Origin of the sequence: Paenibacillus sp. TAB_01 (assembly GCF_043945595.1) — a bacterium.
In the GTDB taxonomy this organism is placed as follows: Bacteria; Bacillota; Bacilli; order Paenibacillales; family NBRC-103111; genus Paenibacillus_S.
On record NZ_JBIFNP010000001.1, the window covers coordinates 5,036,432 to 5,056,339 of the forward strand.

General features: G+C 52.8%; 19 protein-coding genes, 1 pseudogene and 1 riboswitch. Of the genes and pseudogenes, 7 read left to right on the plus strand and 13 right to left on the minus strand.

Annotation, left to right across the window (positions count from 1 at the left end):
- Positions 1 to 250: 250 nt before the first annotated feature.
- On the plus strand, positions 251 to 526 hold the full coding sequence (locus ACHHV8_RS24495; RefSeq protein WP_395162032.1) for a hypothetical protein: 276 nt from the start codon (positions 251 to 253) through the stop codon (positions 524 to 526).
- Between the two features lie 345 nt (positions 527 to 871).
- Here ACHHV8_RS24495 and ACHHV8_RS24500 read toward each other — a convergent pair whose 3' ends face one another.
- Positions 872 to 2,221, minus strand: a complete 1,350-nt coding sequence (locus tag ACHHV8_RS24500; RefSeq protein ID WP_395162033.1) for a cytochrome P450 — start codon at positions 2,219 to 2,221, stop codon at positions 872 to 874.
- Positions 2,222 to 2,500: 279 nt separating this feature from the next.
- Here ACHHV8_RS24500 and ACHHV8_RS24505 point away from each other — a divergent pair.
- Positions 2,501 to 3,128, plus strand: a pseudogene (locus ACHHV8_RS24505) (FMN-dependent NADH-azoreductase).
- Positions 3,129 to 3,371: 243 nt separating this feature from the next.
- On the opposite strand, the gene ACHHV8_RS24510 reads toward ACHHV8_RS24505, so the two are convergent.
- Complete coding sequence (locus ACHHV8_RS24510; RefSeq protein WP_395162034.1) at positions 3,372 to 3,671, minus strand: hypothetical protein; 300 nt, start codon at positions 3,669 to 3,671, stop codon at positions 3,372 to 3,374.
- Positions 3,672 to 3,847: 176 nt separating this feature from the next.
- On the opposite strand from ACHHV8_RS24510, the gene ACHHV8_RS24515 reads away from it, so the two are divergent.
- The 3 genes from ACHHV8_RS24515 to ACHHV8_RS24525 all read left to right on the plus strand — a co-directional run bounded on the left by ACHHV8_RS24515 (position 3,848) and on the right by ACHHV8_RS24525 (position 4,626).
- A complete protein-coding gene (locus ACHHV8_RS24515; protein ID WP_395162035.1) occupies positions 3,848 to 4,033 on the plus strand; it encodes a hypothetical protein in 186 nt (61 codons plus the stop codon).
- Between the two features lie 157 nt (positions 4,034 to 4,190).
- Entirely contained in the window at positions 4,191 to 4,295 is a 105-nt protein-coding gene (locus ACHHV8_RS24520) for a DUF6254 family protein (RefSeq protein WP_395162036.1), read from the plus strand.
- Between the two features lie 160 nt (positions 4,296 to 4,455).
- Positions 4,456 to 4,626, plus strand: a complete 171-nt coding sequence (locus ACHHV8_RS24525; RefSeq protein ID WP_395162037.1) for a hypothetical protein — start codon at positions 4,456 to 4,458, stop codon at positions 4,624 to 4,626.
- A gap of 103 nt (positions 4,627 to 4,729) precedes the next feature.
- Here the strand turns inward: ACHHV8_RS24525 and ACHHV8_RS24530 are convergent, their stop codons facing one another.
- The 7 genes from ACHHV8_RS24530 to ACHHV8_RS24560 all read right to left on the minus strand — a co-directional run bounded on the left by ACHHV8_RS24530 (position 4,730) and on the right by ACHHV8_RS24560 (position 13,035).
- Positions 4,730 to 5,497 carry a sugar phosphate isomerase/epimerase family protein gene (locus tag ACHHV8_RS24530; RefSeq protein ID WP_395162038.1) on the minus strand — a complete coding sequence of 256 codons (768 nt, stop codon included), beginning with the start codon at positions 5,495 to 5,497 and terminating at the stop codon, positions 4,730 to 4,732.
- Positions 5,498 to 5,683: 186 nt separating this feature from the next.
- A complete protein-coding gene (locus ACHHV8_RS24535) occupies positions 5,684 to 7,957 on the minus strand; it encodes a putative bifunctional diguanylate cyclase/phosphodiesterase (RefSeq protein ID WP_395162039.1) in 2,274 nt (757 codons plus the stop codon).
- A gap of 25 nt (positions 7,958 to 7,982) precedes the next feature.
- Complete coding sequence (locus ACHHV8_RS24540) at positions 7,983 to 8,294, minus strand: helix-turn-helix domain-containing protein (protein ID WP_395162040.1); 312 nt, start codon at positions 8,292 to 8,294, stop codon at positions 7,983 to 7,985.
- 141 nt (positions 8,295 to 8,435) lie between these two features.
- Entirely contained in the window at positions 8,436 to 9,143 is a 708-nt protein-coding gene (locus ACHHV8_RS24545; RefSeq protein ID WP_395162041.1) for a response regulator transcription factor, read from the minus strand.
- Positions 9,144 to 9,171: 28 nt separating this feature from the next.
- The gene (locus ACHHV8_RS24550) at positions 9,172 to 10,797 is read right to left on the minus strand and encodes a hybrid sensor histidine kinase/response regulator (protein WP_395162042.1); all 1,626 of its coding nucleotides are present in this window, start codon (positions 10,795 to 10,797) and stop codon (positions 9,172 to 9,174) included.
- Entirely contained in the window at positions 10,797 to 11,705 is a 909-nt protein-coding gene (locus ACHHV8_RS24555) for a PAS domain S-box protein (RefSeq protein ID WP_395162043.1), read from the minus strand. The genes ACHHV8_RS24550 and ACHHV8_RS24555 overlap by 1 nt, the downstream gene beginning before the upstream one ends.
- The gene (locus tag ACHHV8_RS24560; protein ID WP_395162044.1) at positions 11,680 to 13,035 is read right to left on the minus strand and encodes a cache domain-containing protein; all 1,356 of its coding nucleotides are present in this window, start codon (positions 13,033 to 13,035) and stop codon (positions 11,680 to 11,682) included. Before ACHHV8_RS24560 ends, ACHHV8_RS24555 begins: the two co-directional genes overlap by 26 nt.
- Positions 13,036 to 13,272: 237 nt before the next feature.
- Between ACHHV8_RS24560 and ACHHV8_RS24565 the strand changes: the two genes are divergently transcribed.
- Positions 13,273 to 14,289, plus strand: coding sequence for an aldose 1-epimerase (locus tag ACHHV8_RS24565; RefSeq protein WP_395162045.1), 1,017 nt, complete (start codon positions 13,273 to 13,275; stop codon positions 14,287 to 14,289).
- A gap of 46 nt (positions 14,290 to 14,335) precedes the next feature.
- On the opposite strand, the gene ACHHV8_RS24570 is transcribed toward ACHHV8_RS24565, so the two are convergent.
- Positions 14,336 to 15,322 carry a hydroxyacid dehydrogenase gene (locus ACHHV8_RS24570; RefSeq protein WP_395162046.1) on the minus strand — a complete coding sequence of 329 codons (987 nt, stop codon included), beginning with the start codon at positions 15,320 to 15,322 and terminating at the stop codon, positions 14,336 to 14,338.
- 85 nt (positions 15,323 to 15,407) lie between these two features.
- Positions 15,408 to 15,546: riboswitch (cyclic di-AMP (ydaO/yuaA leader) on the plus strand.
- Positions 15,547 to 15,551: 5 nt separating this feature from the next.
- On the opposite strand from ACHHV8_RS24570, the gene ACHHV8_RS24575 reads away from it, so the two are divergent.
- Positions 15,552 to 16,364: a CAP domain-containing protein gene (locus ACHHV8_RS24575; RefSeq protein WP_395162047.1), complete on the plus strand. Its 813-nt coding sequence runs from the start codon at positions 15,552 to 15,554 to the stop codon at positions 16,362 to 16,364.
- A 142-nt stretch (positions 16,365 to 16,506) separates the two neighbouring features.
- Here the strand turns inward: ACHHV8_RS24575 and ACHHV8_RS24580 are convergent, their stop codons facing one another.
- The 3 genes from ACHHV8_RS24580 to ACHHV8_RS24590 all read right to left on the minus strand — a co-directional run bounded on the left by ACHHV8_RS24580 (position 16,507) and on the right by ACHHV8_RS24590 (position 19,647).
- Positions 16,507 to 17,412: a hypothetical protein gene (locus ACHHV8_RS24580; protein ID WP_395162048.1), complete on the minus strand. Its 906-nt coding sequence runs from the start codon at positions 17,410 to 17,412 to the stop codon at positions 16,507 to 16,509.
- Positions 17,409 to 17,897, minus strand: a complete 489-nt coding sequence (gene ybaK / locus ACHHV8_RS24585) for a Cys-tRNA(Pro) deacylase (protein ID WP_395162049.1) — start codon at positions 17,895 to 17,897, stop codon at positions 17,409 to 17,411. The genes ACHHV8_RS24580 and ybaK overlap by 4 nt, the downstream gene beginning before the upstream one ends.
- Before the next feature lie 385 nt (positions 17,898 to 18,282).
- Positions 18,283 to 19,647 (minus strand): MFS transporter, encoded by a 1,365-nt coding sequence (locus ACHHV8_RS24590; protein ID WP_395162050.1) that lies wholly within the window; start codon positions 19,645 to 19,647, stop codon positions 18,283 to 18,285.
- Positions 19,648 to 19,908 lie beyond the last annotated feature (261 nt).

Consider the following 19,908-nt stretch of genomic DNA (forward strand, 5'->3'; position numbering starts at 1 on the left):
TCCTGCACAAATTCGTTCCCAAGATTCCATTTTACCATAGAATGACTGGCAGGTTCTGGATAAATTCTCTGCTGCATCCGCATCCTATAAGGTATAAGATAAGAGATACTACGCAGCGCAGACGAAAACTTCTCAAGACGCTCTCAATTTAATTGTGAACAATTTACGTACAGGCAGGACTTCAACCAAAAGACGCCGAAGTTTAAAAGATTATGGATTGAAAGAAACACACTAGGGGGATTTACATCAAATGAATGCAGCACAAGCCGAGAAGTGGCGCAAGACAAGAACCATGGGGAAAGGCAAATACGTCATGCTGTTCGGCGTGCTTTCCTGGGGGATATCACTGGCCGCTTTGTTCACCGCAATCGAATGGCTCACCCAGCAAACGTTTACACCGTACTGGGTTTATATCCGGCTGGGCGTCATGGCTGTGGTCGGCTTTTTTGTCGCCAACTTCCGCTGGGAAAGCCGGGAGCAGAAGCTGCGCCAGCTCGAGCAGCCGCAAGCACCCAAAAAGCGCTAGCATCGTGTAAGGCCGCTGAAAAAACGCGCAAAGCGTGCGGCGCTTTCGCTTTGGATAAGCGTAAGCGTTTGCCTAGGTCTGAAGGTTGTGCCCGCAAAACATGGAACTGCAATCAAGCGGGATTCCGGAGCTCTGGCTGCGCGGCTGCGAAACCAAACGAAACGGGATTCGCGAGGAGCTATGCCTTTGCTCCAAAGAAAGATACGTTTTCGCTAGCTTTAGCTTTTTTCAGCGGCTCCTTCATGTTACCTGTTCGATGCAGATGCCAAGAGGGAGCGCTTGGCTGCCCAAACATCTTTTTCAATCGCCCCCGGCCGGTCATGCCCTATACTCTGGTTCACAGATTTACCGGATCGTTGTCTGCCGATTTCCCCTCCGCAGGACCTTCATGCTCAGCCCCCCTTTAATTCGCAGCGTAATCAGCGGCTCCGGTTCGACCTTCTGCACACCTTCCCTTTGCAGCTTATACTTCTGACCGACGACCGCCAGGATAATAGCGGTTTCCATCAGCGCAAAATTATTTCCGATGCAGACTCTCGGACCTCCGCCGAAAGGAAAGTAAGCGTAAGGAGGAATCGTTTTTAGAAACGTGTCCTCAAACCGGCCCGGATGGAACCGTTCCGGCTCTTCATAATATTTCTTGCTGCGGTGCATCGCATATTGGCTCATAAACAACGTATCGCCCGCTGCAATCTCCTGTCCCCCGATAACGACGGGCTCAAGCGCCTGTCTGCCGATCATCCAGGCTGCAGGATACAGCCGCATGGATTCCTGAATCAGCTGCCGGGTATAGACAAGCTTCGGTATATCCTCGAAGGTCGGCAGACGGCCGCCCAGCACCTCGTCCAGCTCCGCCCAGAACATCTGCTCCGCCTCTTCATGCTCCGACAGCAGGTACCAGGTCCATGCAAGCGTATTGGCCGTCGTCTCATGACCCGCAATATAAATCGTAATGAGCTGATCCCGTATTTCTTTATCCGTCATGTGAGACCCGTCTTCATCCGCCGCTCCAAGCAGCATCGACAAAAGATCCGCATGATGCCCGTCCGGCTCCCGCCGTCGATTCGCAATCATGGCATAGATGATCTGGTCCAGATAAGCGAGCGATTCCTGCGCGGACGCCTCCTTTGACGCGGCAAGAAAGGATGGCAGGCGGAACAAAGCTTTCGCCTGGCGGATATTATTCCGGCTGTTCTGCTCGATAATCCGTCCTATGCGCTCCACATCCTCCGTTACCGTGTGGCCGAACATCGTCTGATTGATAATGTCCAATGCCAGCTCGGTCATATCATGATGCACGTCCCTCACCTGACCGTCCTTCCACGAATCCAGCATCCGTTCGGTATGCGAAGCCATCGTCTCGGCAAAGGACGCAATGTGCTTTGCATGGAATTGAGGCTGCATAAGCCGGCGAAGACGCATGTGCGTTTCTCCCTCGCTGGTCAGCAGCCCTTGTCCGAGAAACTTCCCGGCGATTTGCAGCGCCTTGCCTTTCCTGAAGCTGGAGGGATTCTGAACCAGCACTTCTTTGACCAAGTCCGGATGATTCAGAACATAGACCCGGCGTCCCCCCTGCTCGCCGATCAGAACCATATCACCCAGCTCGTGAACCTTGGTCAGAAATTTCAGCGGGCTGTTTTTAAACCTGAGCAGGTGGAGGGCCCTCCAGCCCGGAAGCGATGCGGTAGTATACATACGGATGCTTCATCCCCTTTACATTCTTTGACGATTCGCCGAAAGCGGCTCGTTTCCAAGCGGCGTCCGTGCTTCGTCTACGCCGGCTTTATTCGGTCAGCTTAGGTTGACTGAAAAAAATGGATTGTATACACCGTTGTTTTCAGTTTATTTTTTTATTTGTTAGTCACTTGACAATTGTAAGTGATTGATTTAATATACTTACATAAAGTAAGTTATTGTTTTTTTCTGTGCTGTTAAACTTTTATTTTTCATTCATTTTGAGGAGGAATTTATTGTATGTCTACTGTTCTTTTTGTTAAGGCCAATGGCCGTCCTGCCGATCAAGCTGCAAGCGTAAAGCTGTATGACGCATTCTTGAAATCGTATAAGGAATCCCATGCTGCGGATACGATCGTTGAGCTGGATTTGTTCGCTGAAGAGCTTCCTTATTATGATGTAGATACATTGAACGGCTTGTTCAAGCTTGGCAAAGGCTTCGAACTGACTTCCGTCGAGCAGCAAAAAGCCGACAACGTCAACAAATACTTGGATCAGTTCCTGGCTGCCGATAAAGTGGTTTTCGCATTCCCATTGTGGAACTTCACCGTACCGGCTCAACTGCTGACTTACCTGTTCTACATCCTTCAAGCCGGCAAAACGTTCTCCTACACCGCGGAAGGCCCTAAAGGCCTGCAAGCCGGTAAAAAAGTCGCATTGCTGAACGCTAGAGGCGGCGTCTATTCCGAAGGTGCCTGCCGCTGCGATCGAAATGTCCCTGAACTATGTGAAGACAATCATGGGCTTCATCGGCGTTCAAGATATTACGACAGTTGTTGTAGAAGGCCACAACCAATTCCCTGACAAAGCGGAATCGATCATTCAAGAAGGCTTGGCTCAAGCCGCTGCTGCTGCAGCATCGTTCTAATCGATCCAATCCTGCCGACTCCTCGCCCCTTATGGGCGGGGAGTCTTTTATTATGTTTAAGGCCGTTCAGGCTGTTTATGCCGCGGGCAGGGGCATTGCCCTCCTCCCTTACCAGGTATTCATGCGGCCCTAGAGCTGCTGACCGGCGCACCGCCCAAAAAGCCCGCCGTCTCCAAAAGGAAACGGCAGGCTTTTCTGACTTATATGCAATTCAATGAATCGGCCTCCCCGCCTATGCGCAGACTATGGAAGCTTTGTGCCGTTCATCGCTTTCTTCTTCATGACAAATAAAGTGAAGAGCAGCAGGATTTCAATATTGACAAACGCGATGCCGAACCCGAACAAGCCGAACATGCGCGAAAACCCTTCAAACAAATCGGCCCACCACATGCCCGCCGCCAAAAAAATAGCGAAATCCACAATCAAAGAAACAAGAAAGGATAGCAGCAGCTTGTGGGACTTCAGCATAAGACCTACACCCAACACATTCGAAATCACGAAAGCGGCCCCCATGATAGACCAATAAATAAAATCGTAAGACAACGTGCTCACTCCTGCATGAATGAATTGGAACCTACTACAGGTCACCTTCATAGATTAACAAATGCGGGTGGCTAACACAACCAATCCTGCACATTGTTTCAAAACTGTCAAACTATCTTCCGGCATGCGGATCGTATATAATGAAGTTAAATTCATTTTATTGGGAGGTGCCCTGTATGGCACATAGCAAAGCCAAGAAGCATCGCATGAAGATGGACCGCGAAGGAAAATGGAACCCGGAGCTTAATCGGCTGAATTGGAACGGACTCTTACCGGTTGAGCGGAGAACACCTACCTGGAACCGAGCAAAAGCAAAAAATGGAGCGCAAGCACAAAAACAAATGGAACCGCAGCCTGCATAACGCAAGCGACGGTTCTTTTTATTTTGGCTTCGCTGGATGTTTCCGCCAGGCCGCCAACGGCTGATTGCTGAATAAACGGCAGTTCACTCTGCCATCCTATAGAGGCATTAAGCAAGCAAGCCGCTATTATTTATTCATCATAAGGAGGCCAAACATCATGTCGAAATCCAAGAACCGAAGAGAAAATGCCGATAAAATCCGCAAACAAACACCGCATCCGCATGGACACATCGCTTCGCTGAAGCAGCTCTCCGATCAATAGGATACGGAGCATTCTGCAAGCGGCGAGCCTCAATAACCTTAAATCCCAGCCTTCCTAAAATTAAATGGATTTACACTGTGCGCCTGCTCGTCCGCTCTAACATCTTCCCGCCGCTTATCACATAAAGATGAGATAAGAGCGCGAAGAAAGGGATGAGTGAATGGCACAAGTGTGGGCTGAGCTTCTTCTCTGGACAATTGCTTTAGCGGGTATCGTCGGAGGGTTTTGCGCCTGTCTTCATCAGTTCGTATCGAACGATACGACTGAGTTCGATCTCGAATTCGTCTGGAACAACCGGTTTTCCCGCAAGGATCTTGAGCTTCCCGAATAAATCACCGCCTTCCTTCTCTGCAGAGCTCTGTTTGCTGTAATGATGCCCAAAGCCCCCGAACAGCTTCTCAGCTGCCGGGGGCTTCTTCATGGCTATCCAACGATTAAGCGTTACATTGACGCCTTAAAAACTCAAGCGAGGCCGGCAGCTCCCGTTCCTTGTCGCGGAGCGTGCATTCGGCTGAAATTCTGCCATTATAGCCTGCCGCTTTCAGCTGGGCCATAAAGGACTCATACGGGTATTGCCCGGTTCCCGGCGCCAGCCTGCCGGTATCGGCCACGTGGATATGCGCCAGCCAGTCCCTGTTCTCCGTTATCGTTTCCAACGGCTCCTGCTCTTCATCCATATGATAAAAATCAGCCAATACCCGGATCGGTTCCCGGTTGATGGCACGGGCGAAATAAACGCCTTCCGCTACACTGTTTATAATGTTCGACTCTTTGCGGTTCAGCGGCTCAATGGCGATCCGAACCCCGGTGCCCGAGCATGCATCCGCCATTTTGTCCAACAGCTCCAGCAGCTGCTCCTCGGCGCGCTCTCTTGCCCAGCCGTCAGGAACATTACGGGATCTGCCGCTGCCGAAGACAATAATGGAGGAACCGATACGCGCCACCGTTTCCACTGCCTTGGACACATAGCTGTGCACGCGGTCCGGTTGGACATCCGGTCCGACCAGCCTCAAATCCCCCGGGAACAGAACGTTCCATGCCTCAACGGGAAGCGGACTGTCCAGGTAACGCTGCAGCGATTTTTTGAAAGCGTCTTCACTTTCTTGCATAAAAGGAGCTAACATACACTCAATATAATCGTATCCTATCGTTTTCAATTCCTCGGCATGGTCAATCCCCATGCACCAGCCCAATGACGTCATCTGAATGCCTCCCCAAGTCAACGTTACTCCTATTTTACTGCAAAATCGGGATCGATACCGGACGTTTCTTGCCAACTTCACGCCATTTTCCACATTTCTTGTATGTAATTTTTGGTGCCTGGAGCAGCCGCATGAAAAAAAGCCGCTTCCCGATAAACGGGAGCGGCGGGCTATAGCCTGCATGCATCACGCCGGATCTCTCCATTGCGGCAGACCGGTCAAACGGCGAATTTCCAGCTCGTACAGAGGCTCGCTCAGCAAATATCCCTGGATGTACTCGCAGCCCCAGCTCTGCAAATAGCGCAGCTGCTCCGGAGTTTCCACCCCTTCCGCCACAACCTGAATCCCCATCTTGTGAACCAGATGAATAATCGATTCCGTCAGTGCGGCCTGCAAAGGCTCTGTCGTAATGTCTTGAATAAAAGAACGGTCAATCTTCAACGTCTCGACAGGAAGCCGGCGCAAGTAGCTTAGAGACGAATAGCCTGTCCCAAAATCGTCAAGGGCGATCCGCACCCCGTGATTCCGCAGCCGTTCCAGCGCCCGGACCGCTTCATCAAAGGAGGCCACCAGAATGGATTCGGTAATCTCCAATTCCAGATCCTGCGGCGACAGCTGTGTCTCCTCGAGGATGCCGATAACCATATCGACAAAATCAGGGCGGGCCAGCTGAACGGATGAGACATTGACCGAAATGATGGCATGGCGGAAATAATGCCTTTGGATCGCTTTGATCCGTTCGCAGGCGGTTCGAATAACCCATTCGCCGATCGGTACGATGGCCCCCGTTTCTTCCGCGATTGGAATGAACTCGGCCGGAGAAATCGTTCCCAGCTCGGGGTGAACCCAGCGGATCAGCGCTTCGAAGCCGCGGACGGCATGAGGTTCGGCCCGGCACTGCGGCTGAAACTGCAAAATAAACTCGTTATGTATAAGCGCCTTGCGCAGCGCATCCTCCAGCCTGCTCCGTCTGAGCATCGATTCGCGTATATCCGCGTTATAGAAGCAGCATTGATTTTTGCCGGACTGCTTGGCCTTATAAATCGCGGTGCCGGCATTGCGCATCAGCTCTTCGGCATTGCCGCCGTCTCCCGGATAAACCGCAACGCCCATCGACGTGCGCGTATGTATAGGCTCCCCGCGAATAAAGAGCGGGTATTGGAATTGATCCTGAACCGTCTCAATACACCGCAATAGAGGCTGAATCTGATCGAGCTCTTCCAAAAGAATCGCATATTCGTCCTCGCCCATTTTGGCTACGGTATAAGGCGCGGGGAACAGCTGCCTCAGCTGATTGCCGACAGCCTTGAGAAGCTCATCCCCAAACGGATAGCCTCGCGTATCGTTGATCACCTTGAAGTTGTCCAGATCGATGAGAACCAGCGCAACCATCGGCCCAGAGCCGCTCGCGATCGCTTGCTGCAGCTTCTCGAGCAGCAGCTTCCGGTTCGGAAGCTCCGTAAGCGTGTCGAAGTAGGACAGCTGTAAAATGTGCTGTTCCGACTTGCGGATGCTCGTAATGTCATAGCAGGTGCCGATGACCGATTTGATCTGCTCTTCCGCTCCGATAACGGGCGAAAGCGTTGTCACATACATACGGGGGATTCCCTCGCTGTTGACAATCTCCTTCTCGGCGCTGACCGGCAAGCGGGTATGAAGCAGCTGAGCCAGCATCTGCTGCCACTCCGCGAGCTCGCTGCGGAAAGGAAGCAGCTCATCGAGTGATTTTTCCTGCAGCTCGGAGGTACCAAGCCCTGTAACCTCGCTAAATTTCCGGTTGGCCGACAGCAGCTTGCCCTGCACGTCGCAGTGAAAAATCAAATCCTGGGAATGCTCGACCAGCGTGCGGTACTGATTCTCCCGTTCCCGCAGCTCCTCCTCAATGTATCCCTTGGAGCGCTGGGACAGCAGACCGATTCGTATCATAAACGTAAACAATATGTATATTATGGCGGAAGGGATCGCAGCGTAAGCTGTAGTATGCCAGTCGGCTGTATCCGACAGCTTGATGCTCTCCCAGCCCCATGCCTCAACGGACAACAGCAGCCCGAAACAGGCAAACCCTAGGGGAGAGACGGCGGTCTTCCTGCCTGCATAGTACATGAGCATGCCCAGGCACGCCGCCGTGATCGTGCTGCCGTATCCTGACGCCAAAGAATGCCCGCCCTCCAGCCATCCTCCCGCGAGACTCATTCCAAGCGAGAGCAGCGCTGCAGCAGGTCCGTTTAAAACGCCTGCAATACCTACTGCCAGCTCTTTGCCGCTGACGGCTTCGCCTATCGGAAAACGCGCCAGCACCAGCGCCGACAGGCCGTACAGCAGGCCTGTGACCAGGCCTGCTTCCCAATTCCTAAGCTTACTGACTCTGGGAAACGACCAATGAATAACAAAAGCAGTTGAGAGCAATAATGAAGCATTGATTAATATATCATTCCACAATCGGACATTGTATGACAGCATGCGGCACGCCTCCGCTTTCTTCCGGTTATCTTTCTTTGATGCTCAGCAGCACGGCTTCCTCTTCTTCATAAAAGGATTGGAGCAGCAGCGAATACAGTTTTCTTGTCGAATGAATTTCCAGTTTACGCATCATATTATCCAAATGATTCTTCACTGTTTTGACAGAAATATCGCAGTGCTCCGCCAGTTCCTTATTCGAGTAGCCGTATACTAAAAGCAAGCCTGCCATTTCTCTTTCACGCGGTGTCAGCTGATTGCGTGCGGCAAAGCTTTCCAGCACGCGTGCAACCGATTTTAAATTTCCCTCATCCACTGTATTCGTTCTTTCAATAATCACGTTTGAAACCTCCAGGAAAAGTCGCGTTTTATGTCGATATCGCCCGTACCTTTTCCTATTATGAGGGAAAGTTGTAAAAAAAGTTTATGAATGATTGTTAATATTAACTAACATTTTCTAATTTTTTCCGTAACGAAGAAGCTATATATTTAAAAACTTATATCCGACTCCCCATACCGTTCTAATGTATTTGGGCTGCTTGGAGTCTTCACCCATCTTTTTGCGGAGATTCCCGATGTGCACATCAATAGCCCTGTCGTTGACGAACGAATCGAACCCGCGAACCGCGTTAATCAGCTCCTCCCGGCTGTATACTTTACCCGGATTAGCCAAAAACAGCTTCATAATTTCAAATTCGGAAAAGGTCGTCTCCACGTAGGCGCCGTTTACAAATAACGATCTTTTATCGTAATTCAAAAAAATGGGGCTCGGCATGCGGCTTTCGTGAGCCGCTTCGCCCTGCTCAAGGCGGGGCCGCTGCTGATTGTACCGGGTTCGCCGAATCATCGCCGCGACCTTGGCGGAAAGCTCGCGCATGCTAAACGGCTTGCACATATAGTCGTCGGCACCGGCATTCAAAGCGTTGACGCGGTCCATCACTTCCGTTTTCATCGATACGACAAGAACCGGTACCGTCGAAATTTTGCGCAGCTCCCCGCACAGCTGAATACCGCTGATATCCGGAAGCACAATATCAAGCAGAATAATGTCCGGGCGCTGCCGCTCCATGTAAGCCATGGCCGCCCCACCGTTCTCCGCCCGCTCCACACTGTAGCCCTCCTCGGACAAATACATGCACAGCATGTCTCCTATTAAAGAATCGTCTTCGATAATAAATACTTTGTACATCAAAGCCCACCTTTTGCAGAGGTATTCACTATTCTTGTCCGCTTGCATCGGCTCCGGCCGGTCCCAGTGAAAGCAGAATCCGTTCCATCTCCTGCCGGATCCCGGACAGCTCCTGCTCCCAGTTTCCGGCGCTCTTCTCATGGAGCTGAGCTTCCATCCGGCCGGCTGCCTGGAATAAACGATCTGCCGCCAAATTTGCCGCCACCCCTCTTAAAGTGTGCAGCTTACGCTCTGCGCGCTCCCACGCCTCCTGCCGGATAAGCTCCGAAAGCTCCATAATAAAATGGGCATAATCCTTCCGGAATTTATCTAAAAGGTGAAGGGCAATCGGCAGGTTGCCCTTCAATTGCTCCAACAGCCGCCTGCCGTCAATCCCATACAGCTTGGGAAGCGCGGTTTCCGCATCCGGGTAAACCGCAGCGTCCGCGCGCTGCCCGCGAGGGAGCAGCGCGGCCAGCTCCTTCATGTCTACGGGCTTGTTCAGCACCGCGTTCATTCCCGCCGCAAAGCACGCCTCCCGTTCCTCCGGAAGCACGTTCGCGGTCAAAGCTACGATAGGCACCTTGTTGAACCGCGGATCGGCACGAATGAGCCGCGCCGCCTCGTAACCGTCCATCTCCGGCATCTGGATATCCATAAGAATCAGCTCCCACCCGCCGGGGCGATGCTCCAGCAGCTCGAGCAGGCGCAGTCCGTCAGGGACTGCCGTCACGCTGTAGCCTTCGCTTCGAAGCATCTCTACAGCCACCTGCCGGTTCATTTCATTGTCTTCCGCCAGTACAATGCTGCCTCCGGCCTCCCGGTTCTCTGCCGGCGGCGGCGAAAGAACGGCTTCCGGTTCCGGCGAAAGCGGCTGTCTTTTTTCCAATGCCGCACAAACTAATTGATAGAGGGCCAGCCGGTACAACGGCTTGACCAGAATCCAGTCGGGCCGCTGCTCCGGCGGCATGCTCCATATCTCTTCTCTGCCGTAGGCAGTCGTCACAGCTATCGCGATCGTGCCTGCCCGCGAGAGCAGCTCATGAAACTCAAGCCAGGTTTCAATCCCGTACATATCTTCCGCTTCCATATCGAGGAGAGCCAGATGATAATGGCGCGCAGCGGGGTACTGCAAAAGTATGCGCGCTTCCTCCCACGAGCCCGCCATGGTCACATGAAGCGAAAAGCTTTCCAGTATCGCGCCGATCCGGCTGCGGATCATTCCGTTCGGCACAACGAGCAGTACATTGACGGGAGGTTCGATCACCGTCGTACAGCTCGGGTACGCATGCTCGGAATCGGGAGCTGCGGCCTCCGGCGGCGGCATACTTCCGCCGTTTGCCGCGTCTGCCGGCTCGAACGGAAGGCGGAATGCAAAGCGGCTTCCGGCGCCCGCTTGACTCTGCACTTCCAGCGTGCCGCCCATCAGCTCGATAAGATTTTTTGAAATGACCAGCCCGAGACCGGTGCCCCCGTATTTGCGGCTGGTTGATTCGTCGGCCTGCCTGAACGGCTCGAAAAGCCGGTTAAGCTGCGCGGGCTCTATTCCGATTCCCGTATCCTCCACGGCAAACTCTATCCATACCTCGTCCGCCTGCTGCCGAATCCATGCCAGCTTGACTACAATCGTTCCCTCTTTCGTAAACTTCAGGGCGTTGCCGCACAGGTTCAGCATTACCTGTTCCAGCCGGGCCGGGCCCCGATCACGGCTTCCGGCAGCTCCTCCGGCGTATCTATAAATACTTCCACCGCTTCCTTGCCCAAAAGCACGCTCATCATATCGCTAATATGACGCACCGTATCGTTCAGGCTGAACCGTGTCCGCTCCAGCTCCAGCTTCCCTGCTTCCACCTTGGAGAAATCCAGAATATCGTTCACGATACGCAGCAGCATCTGAGAGGAAGAAATAATTTTGTTCGCGTATTCCCTTTGCCCTCCATTCACACCGGCACGCAGCAGCAGCTGGGAAAATCCGATGACGCCGTTCAACGGCGTGCGGATTTCATGGCTCATTCTGGCGAGGAACCGGCTCTTCGCTTCATTCGCCCGGTCCGCGGCCCGCTTCGCTTCCACAAGCTCCCTCTGCGTGCGCTTCTGCTCAAGAATGTCGCGGGCAATGACAGAATAATAAACCTTCCCCTGCTTGTCCTTATGAGCCACCAGAATGGTGGACATCGGAATCTGCTCTCCTCTGCGGGTGCGGACGACCGTTTCGTGCTCCCAGTAACCCTTTTTGGACACATGCTCCAGCCCTGCAACGAATTGAGCGAGCTCGAAGCTGTCGAAATACTGCTTCGTATTCCGGGTATCCTCTCTCAGCTCATCGATACCCAAGAGTTCCATCCCTGCGGGATTCATATAAAAAATACGGCCTCTGTCATCTACGGAAGCGATTAAATCCTTCGCCGCATCCAGGATGCTGAGCAGCCGGTTGCGCGTTTCTTCAGCCTGCTTATAATCGCTGATATCGCGGGCAATGCCGACAAAGCCCGTCACAAGGCCGTTCGAATCGCGCATGGGGCTAATGCTCAAACTGACGGGAAAACGCGCTCCGTTCTTATGGATGAAGGTTCGATTGATCATCCTCCGGATTAGGCCGAAGCGGCTTTGTCATAAAAACCGATATATCCGGCGGCACGCGTTCGCCAAGCTCGATCGATAGACGCTCGGCCCGTTTGAACAGCTCCTGCTCGTCGTGCCATAAGAACAACGTTTTTTTATAAAGAACCTCTTCCGCCGCATAGCCGAGAATCTTCTCCGCCGTCCGGTTGAAGTATGTGACCTTGTAGCCGGGATCGACGACAATAACCGCATAATCATTCTGATTAAGGATGGCATTCAGACGCTCGATCATCGGACTCAGCCTGCCGACCATATCATCGACGGATTGTGCCAAAGCCCCGATTTCATCTTGGGATGGGGAATCTGCAGCCTCCACCCTTAGGCTGCCGCCCGCCGCACGTTCCGTTATGTTTAGAATTCGACGCAATCGCTTTAACATATAATTCATAATAACGAGCATGATAACGGCGAGCGCGGCTCCGGTCAGCGTCATCGTGAGAATTGTCTTCCAGAGCAGCCTCCGAAGCGGCTCCCCGAGCGCCTTTTCGGGAAGATCCGCAGCCAGATACCAGTCGGTGCCAGGCACCTCGGAATACGCGATGAAGTGCGTTTGCCCCTCGAGCTTCGTCTCGGCCAGCCCGGATGAATGCTCCGGATAATCGGACGCAATGCTTTGATAAGGGGAGCGGGCATCTCCGATATTCAAATAGGTCTTGTCCTTGCGGTCGGGAGGGTTAGGGTACAAAATATTTCCATCCTCCTGAAACAGGACGAAGCTATCGTCGTCCGGGGCGCTTTTTTCCCCGGCAAACCGTTCAACCGCCTGCTCCGCTAACACGTATGCGTGCAGTATTTCATGGATTTGAAAACCGTCGTCATAAACCGGTACCTGAATGGCAATGACCGGCTGCTGCTGAGCGAATGCGACGGTAAAAGGATTCGAAGCGACGTCGGAGCCACTCCCGTTACCGGCAAAGGAAGGATCCGCCGCAATACCGAAATCCGCTCCGTTCACCTGTAGAAGCCTGCCGTCCAGGTCGCTTAGGCCGAACGAAACATAATGGCCCCCGGTCCGCACAAGCTCCTGCTTCAAATAATCGAGCCTGGCTTCATCGCTGCCGAAACGGATCATTTCCGTACGGCTCAGCAGGCTGAGCTCCGCAAGCCGTTCGCTCAACCAGGCGGATAGCGCCTGCGACTGCTTCTGCATCATAAGCTGCGCATGAGCCTGCCGTGACTGAAGAACCGGAGTCTTGGCCGTCTGATAGCTGCTCACCCCCGCCAAGGATAGTGCCAAGCTTGCCGCCGCAACAAATAACATCATGATTTTTACGCGCAGAGACCCCTTCATTGACCCCCTCCATCTTTTGATCAGGACAACGGATGGACTGAACAGCCATTTCTTGTCAATCCTATTATACGCCTAGTACGACCGTAATCCCACATTTTGACGCAAAATTCGACATATTTCCCTTAAATCCTCCTGGGTCTATCGGCTTATCCCTTAGGACGCCATAGGTTTGATGGCGTTTCCATGCTATAATATGTAGGGTTATCTTGCCATTTACTAGTCTCAGGAGGAGAAGCTATGAGCACAACAACCGCACCCAAAGCCTATGAAGCCGATTATCAAGGGGAGCAAGCCGTCTATCTGCAGGCGGACCGGTATGAAGCGATCGTTCTGCCTGCTATCGGAGCGAATTTGATCGCTTTCCGCGACAACGTTCGCCAATTCCGTTTTTTGCATGAGCCTGCCCCGGAAGAAATGCAGTCGTTCAAAGAAAAGCCTATCATTCACGGCATTCCTTTCCTGTTTCCGCCTAACCGGTATGAAGACGGCCATTTTCCATGGAACGGCAAAGTATATCAATTTCCGGTCAATGAGCCCAGCACAGGAAATCATCTGCATGGCTTTTTACATAACATTCCATGGACTGTCGAGCAATTCGGAGCGGATGAGCGGGACAGCTTCGTCACGCTGGTTCAGAAAGTGCAGCCGGGCCATCCGGTGCATGCCTTCCTTCCGCACTCCTTCACGGTCAAGCTTCGTTACACGCTGAATGAATACGGACTGCACCAGCAGCTGTTCATCCGCAACGACGGAGAGGATACTATGCCCTGCCTGCTCGCATTCCATACGTCAATTAACGCTCCCTTCGCTGCCAACAGTACGGCGGGCGACTACACGTTTAAAATGACGATCGGCAATCGTTGGGCGCTGAACGAGCGGATGCTGCCGACAGGCGAATTCCAGCCGTTGACAGCGGACGAGCAATTGATGAAACAAGGCGGCCTGTCCCCGTTCTTCGAGCCTATGGACAATCATTACACATCCGAGCCGCAAAACGGCCGCAACCGGATGGAGCTGACCGACAACCGCAATGAGGTAACCCTCGTATACGATGTCGGTACCTCCTACAAGCAGTGGATGATTTGGAATAACAACGCGACGGAAGGCTTCTTCTGCCCCGAGCCGCAGGTCAGTCTGGTGAACGCGCCAATGTCCAAGCTTCCGGCGGATGAGATCGGTCTGTTCTCTCTCGAGCCCGGCGAGATTTGGGAAGAAACGAGCCGCCTGTATACCGTAACCAAACGGAATGCCTGATTGTATCGTTACCGGCAGCCTGCTATAAGCGGCAGAGCTTGGAGGATTAAGAGGGCCATATCTGGGGATTGGCGATATAAGCAGGCTTCCTGCCTGCCAGCGCGTCCAGCACCTGACGGGCGACGGTTGTAGCCATCACGTAGTTGGACTCCGTTGTCGTCCCTCCGACATGCGGCGTGACGATAACATGGGGCAGCCGCAGCAGCTCCAGCTCCGCAGGCGGCGGCTCCGGGTCGAAGACATCCAGGGCGGCGCCCGCAATCCGCTTGGACTTTAAAGCTGCGATCAAGTCGTCCTGGACCAATACTCCGCCGCGGGCGGTGTTGATCAGAAAAGCGCTCGGCTTCATCCGCTCCAATTGCGGCCTGCCGATGCTTCCGCGCGTCGCTGCATTCAGCGGAATATGTATGGATACGAAATCCGATGACGACAGCAATCGATCCAGGTCGGTCGTCATCTCGACCTCCAGTTCTTTGGCCGCCTGGCCGTGCTTAGCCTCATCATAGCTGCGCACCCAGGCGGCCACTTTCATGTCCAGACCGAAGCGAAGCCGCTTGGCCACCTCCCTCGCTATACTGCCGAACCCGATCAGCCCCGCCTGCTTTCCTTTTACTTCTATCGAAGGAATCAGCATGCGGGAATTATAGTTTCCCCTGCTCATTTCGCTGTGAAAAGGAATCAGCGATTTGCTTAAAGCGAGGAGCAGCGCAACCGTATGCTCCGCCGTCGATACGCTGTTGACCGCCGGGGCGTGCAGCACCGGAATCCGTTTGAGCGTAGCGTAACCGACATCGATATTATCCAGCCCCACACCCGCTCCTGAAACCACCTTCAGCTTCGGAGCCGCATCCAGAACGGCTCGTGTCATCCGGGCGGGAGCGCGAAGAACGATCGCCTCTACGTCCTTCACCAGCCCGCATAAACGTGCCTCGTCCGTTTCCTGCGTCACCACCACCTCCGCTCCCTGCCGCAAAATCGCTTCTCCGGCCTCATGGTACATGGATAAAATTTGTAAAATTTTTGGCTTCCCCATACTGCAAACCTCCTTGCTCTTTTCGAATTGGAAGACTTTGTGTCATGAAATCTATCAAAACTAGTGATAGAATAAGAGGGCAAAAAAATAAGCCAGGCCGAAGCTTCCCAAGGAAGCGTGGGGGAACCATCCTACCATGGGGTGAAGTCACGTATTAGTGACCGGGTGCTTGCTCTTTGACCCGAATCCGTCAGCTAACCTCGCAGGCCGAAAAAAGGAGAGGATCGTTTTGAATCGTTTACAAAAATTCGTTATTACAGGTGCACTCGTGCTCGCTCCCGTACTCAGCGTAGGTGCGGCGTCCGCTGCTCCAGCTGTTGTTACTATAAATAGTGACAATGTCAATGCGATTGCGCAGAAATATGGCGTAGATCTTTCGACTCTGCTGAAAGGCAGCTTGAATCTGTCCAATGCCAATGTTTATTGGGGAGCAACCGTACTGAAGTATCCGTTCCAAGGCAGCACCGGCTACAACAACGGCAAGCCTGCAAGCGGAAAAGGACAAGCTTCCACGGCACCGGGTCATACGAACAGCGGAACGCCATCCGGCAATACAGCTGGCGGCAGCTCCAGCTCCAACCAGGGAACGCCTGCGGGCAGCACAAGCGGCAATGGTTCGAACAGCGGAAATACGCAAAATAATGCAGGAACAGGAACAACAAGCAGCGACTCCGCTTCCTATGCAAGGCAAGTGGTGGATCTGGTAAATCAAGAGCGTACAAAAGCAGGTCTTAAACCGCTGACAAGCGACAGCTCTTTGACGAATGTCGCGCTGGTGAAGGCCAAAGACATGTATACGAACAATTATTTTGACCATACATCCCCGACCTACGGTTCTCCGTTCGACATGATGAAATCGTTCGGTATTTCTTACACCTATGCCGGCGAAAATATCGCGAAAGGCCAGCGTAACCCGCAAGAGGTTATGACAGCCTGGATGAACAGCCAAGGTCATCGTGAAAATATTTTGAGCCCGAATTATACTAAAATCGGCGTTGCTTACTACAACGGCGAATGGGTTCAAGAATTTATCGCAAATTAAGCGGATATCCCTGCTTTGCAAAAATCGATGTATTCAAGAAGAGGCTGACCCCGTACTGCGCGGGTCGGCCTCTTTGCTGCGTTTATAGGTATAGTTTATGATAGGAGGCACACACTATGCGTGTTACTCCGCCTATTTTATTTTACGAGCCAAGCGGCTGCTCTTTTCCTTTCTTCATGACGTAAGCCCCGAGCGCCCACAGCAGATGGTCTACCTCGGAAAATCTGACGCCTTCCGGCGAAACCTTATGCCCGATCAGGGAATAGCGGATGTTATCCGTCAATTCTTTGTTCTGGCTGCCGATCCGATCCGTGTAAAAGCGAATGTCCGCTTCCGGAATCATCTGATCTACGTCGTACCAATAGGCGAACAGGCGCTTGATATGCCGGTCAGGCTTGAAGCCGTTCCACCCTAAATTGCGGAAAAATTCCGATGCCAGCGGATAGCCCATGCCATGCAGCTTCAGCTTCTCCGGTTTCTCTTTATCGAAGCCCTTCATATGGGACCACCCTCTCCAGCGGCTTGAGGGATTCGACATGAAGCCGGACACGCAAATCATCATCTGCTCCTCCGTAAGCGGCTCATCGTCCATCCGGTCAAACGCTTCGACGGTCTGCAGAATGACCTTCTCGTAATAGTCAGGCTCTGCGGAGAGGACGCCGACCCAATTGGCTACAGCGCGGCAGTCCGTAGAACAAGAGGTGCCCGGAAAATAGGGCCGCAGCGCTTGAAGCAGCGCCTCCTCCCCTAACCGCTCTGCAGCCGCCGGATCATAGCCCGACAGCAGCTCACGAAGACCCTTTTCCTTAGCGACAAAGGTAGACCAGTCACGGGAATTGCTCCCGATCGATTTGACCGCTGCCTCGAAAATTTCCGTATTCGTTACCTGCCGCCGGATCGGCTTTCCCTTCTGCTTCAAGGCTTCAAGCAGCAGCCGGTGGAACTGCTCTACATTATCGGCAGGCTCGGTGATGCCGTAGCTTTTGCGCAGCCGTCCTTCCGCATGGGTATAAATCAACTGCTTCATAACATCCTGGTTCAATTTCATTCCGCGCTTCCTTCCTCCGTCAGACGGGCTGCGCTGCCTTCGCTTGCCGCAATCAGATCCGTCCCTTTCAAAAAAATCTGCAGCCCTCTGCGTCCGGCGCTGATACTGACCGGATCAATGGGAAGGATCGATTCGTCGATATACAAAGGATACTTCTTCTTCACGCCTAACGGAGATACCCCACCCCGTATATAACCGGTAATCGTCAGTATATCTTTGACCGGAACCATCTCGACCTTCTTGTTGCCGCTTACGGCGGCGAGCGCCTTTAAATTCAGCTCCAGATGCCCGGGAATACAGGCCATCACGATACCTGTTTTATCTCCGCGCAGCACCAGCGTCTTGTACATATGCTCCTGGGCAATGCCCACATGGCTCGATACCGTAGCGGTATCGAGATGCTCCTCGTCCCACTCGTATTCGTGCAAGGTATACGAAATCCGCAGCTTGTCCAATAATCTGCAGGCGTTTGTTTTCGATGCCATAACCGGTTTCCTCTTCGTTTCGTTATTGTTCTGCTTTCATGTGCATTATGACATGACTTGAAAGCAAAAGGCAACCGGTGAACAGCGGCTTTTCAGCCATCGCACCCAAAATGCAGAGAGGACGTCCTTATCGGACGTCCGCAGGCTGTCGAGAAAGCCTGAATATGTGTGATACTCCGGTAGGGTATCTTCCTACAGCCGCTGTTGAAATCCGTGAATTGGATTAGATTTGAAGGTATTTTCACGAATTTCAAAGGCGGACGTAAACTCTTCCGGAAGATACCCCACCTGCGTTAGTACGCATGGTTCACTTAATGCGGCTTTCTCGACAGCCTGAGGAGGACGTCCTTATCGGACGTCCGCTTCATTTTATAAGGCTCCTGTCCTAAGACAGCAGCTTGTCCTTCGTTTCTTTGCCGTAGGCCAGAATGAACACGGCGGCCAGCGCCAGCATGATCATGCTGAAAAACATCGTCGACGGCAAGCCCATGCCTCCCCATACCGCGGCGAACAGCAGCGGCGAGAAAGAGGACGTTACTCTCGTAACCGCCGTCGCCCAGCCAAAGCCGGTAACCCGCAGCAGCGTCGGATAGCTTTCCGGTATATAAACATATAAAATGGCCAAGGCGATCGATTCGAACATATCGTAGACGCCAAGCAGCACGAAGCTAGATGTTGGCGCATCGAGAGCGAAAGCAAAGGCATAGAGCGCTATGCCCATAAGAATAAAGCTGAGGGCGACCGACCATTTGCGTCCGACCTTGTCCACCAAGTAAATACTGAACAGCACACCGATAAGACCGACCAGAGTAATGTAAGAAGTAAACAAGAACGCAGCTGTCGTCTTATAGCCGCTTGCGATTAAAATTTTGGGCAGCCACAAAATCACTCCGTAGTAGACAAACAATACGCTGGCATACGCATACCAGATCATAAAGGTCGTCCGCGGGTTGTACTTCCATACCTTGATCAAGGAAGCGAAGACGCCTTTCAAAACTCCGTTTTTCTCTTGCTCCGTCTCATTGCCGCCGGAGAACAGCTCGCTGGCGTCAATCGCCCGGCCGTGCACCTCCTGCAAAATCCGGTTCGCCTCCTCCACCCTGCCTTTACGGTACAAATACAGCGGCGACTCCGGTACCTTCAGCCGGATCAGGAAAATGAGCAGCACCGGCACCCCGGCCGCAATAAAGATAAGACGAAAGTCATGATACGTGCTGAGCCAAGCCGATACGAAGCCGACGGCCGTCGCCCCTCCGACCCAGAATACGCCAAGCAGGGTCATCAGCTTCCCCCGCCATTTGGGGGGCATGAATTCCGACAGCATAGCCATATCGACAGGCAGGCATCCGCCCAAGCCGATCCCCGCTATAATGCGGAACACGAACAGCAGCGGTACGTTAGGGGCCGCAGCGCACAGCAGCGAAAATACGGAGTACAGCAGCACCGTGCCCATGAACGCCTTTTTCCTGCCGATCAGATCTCCCAGGCTTCCGAACAAAAATCCGCCGACGGCCATCCCGAGAAAGCCTGCTGTGGCAAACCAGGCCAAAGCGTCCTTTTCCAGGTGCCACTGTTCGGAAATGAGCGGGATTACATACGATGAAAGCAGAATATCGAACGCATCGAAAAAATACCCCAGCGCCCCTACGATATAAATCCAGATATGCTTCTTATTCAGCGGAATATCCGGCATGGAAGCTAACGCCGTATTTCCTTGTTCCCTTGCGGGTGATGTTACCGTCTGGCTCATGTCTGAAAACTCCCTTCGTCTCGATTGCTCCTTCTCTCTTTGTGTCTTGCTTTCTTCTCTCTCTTCTCGTATGCCTGCTTCTTGCTCTCTCTTCTCTTGCTTCCTATGAAGTCGAATCCAGCGCAGCGCATACCGCTTAATAGGGTCAAGTGTAAGGATGGCTCACATTAAAGTCAATGTCCGTTAATTGTCTTTATATAAAAAGCGTTTTCATTTTATTCCCATCGAAAAAATCATCTTTCCCAAGACAAGCTGATGTCA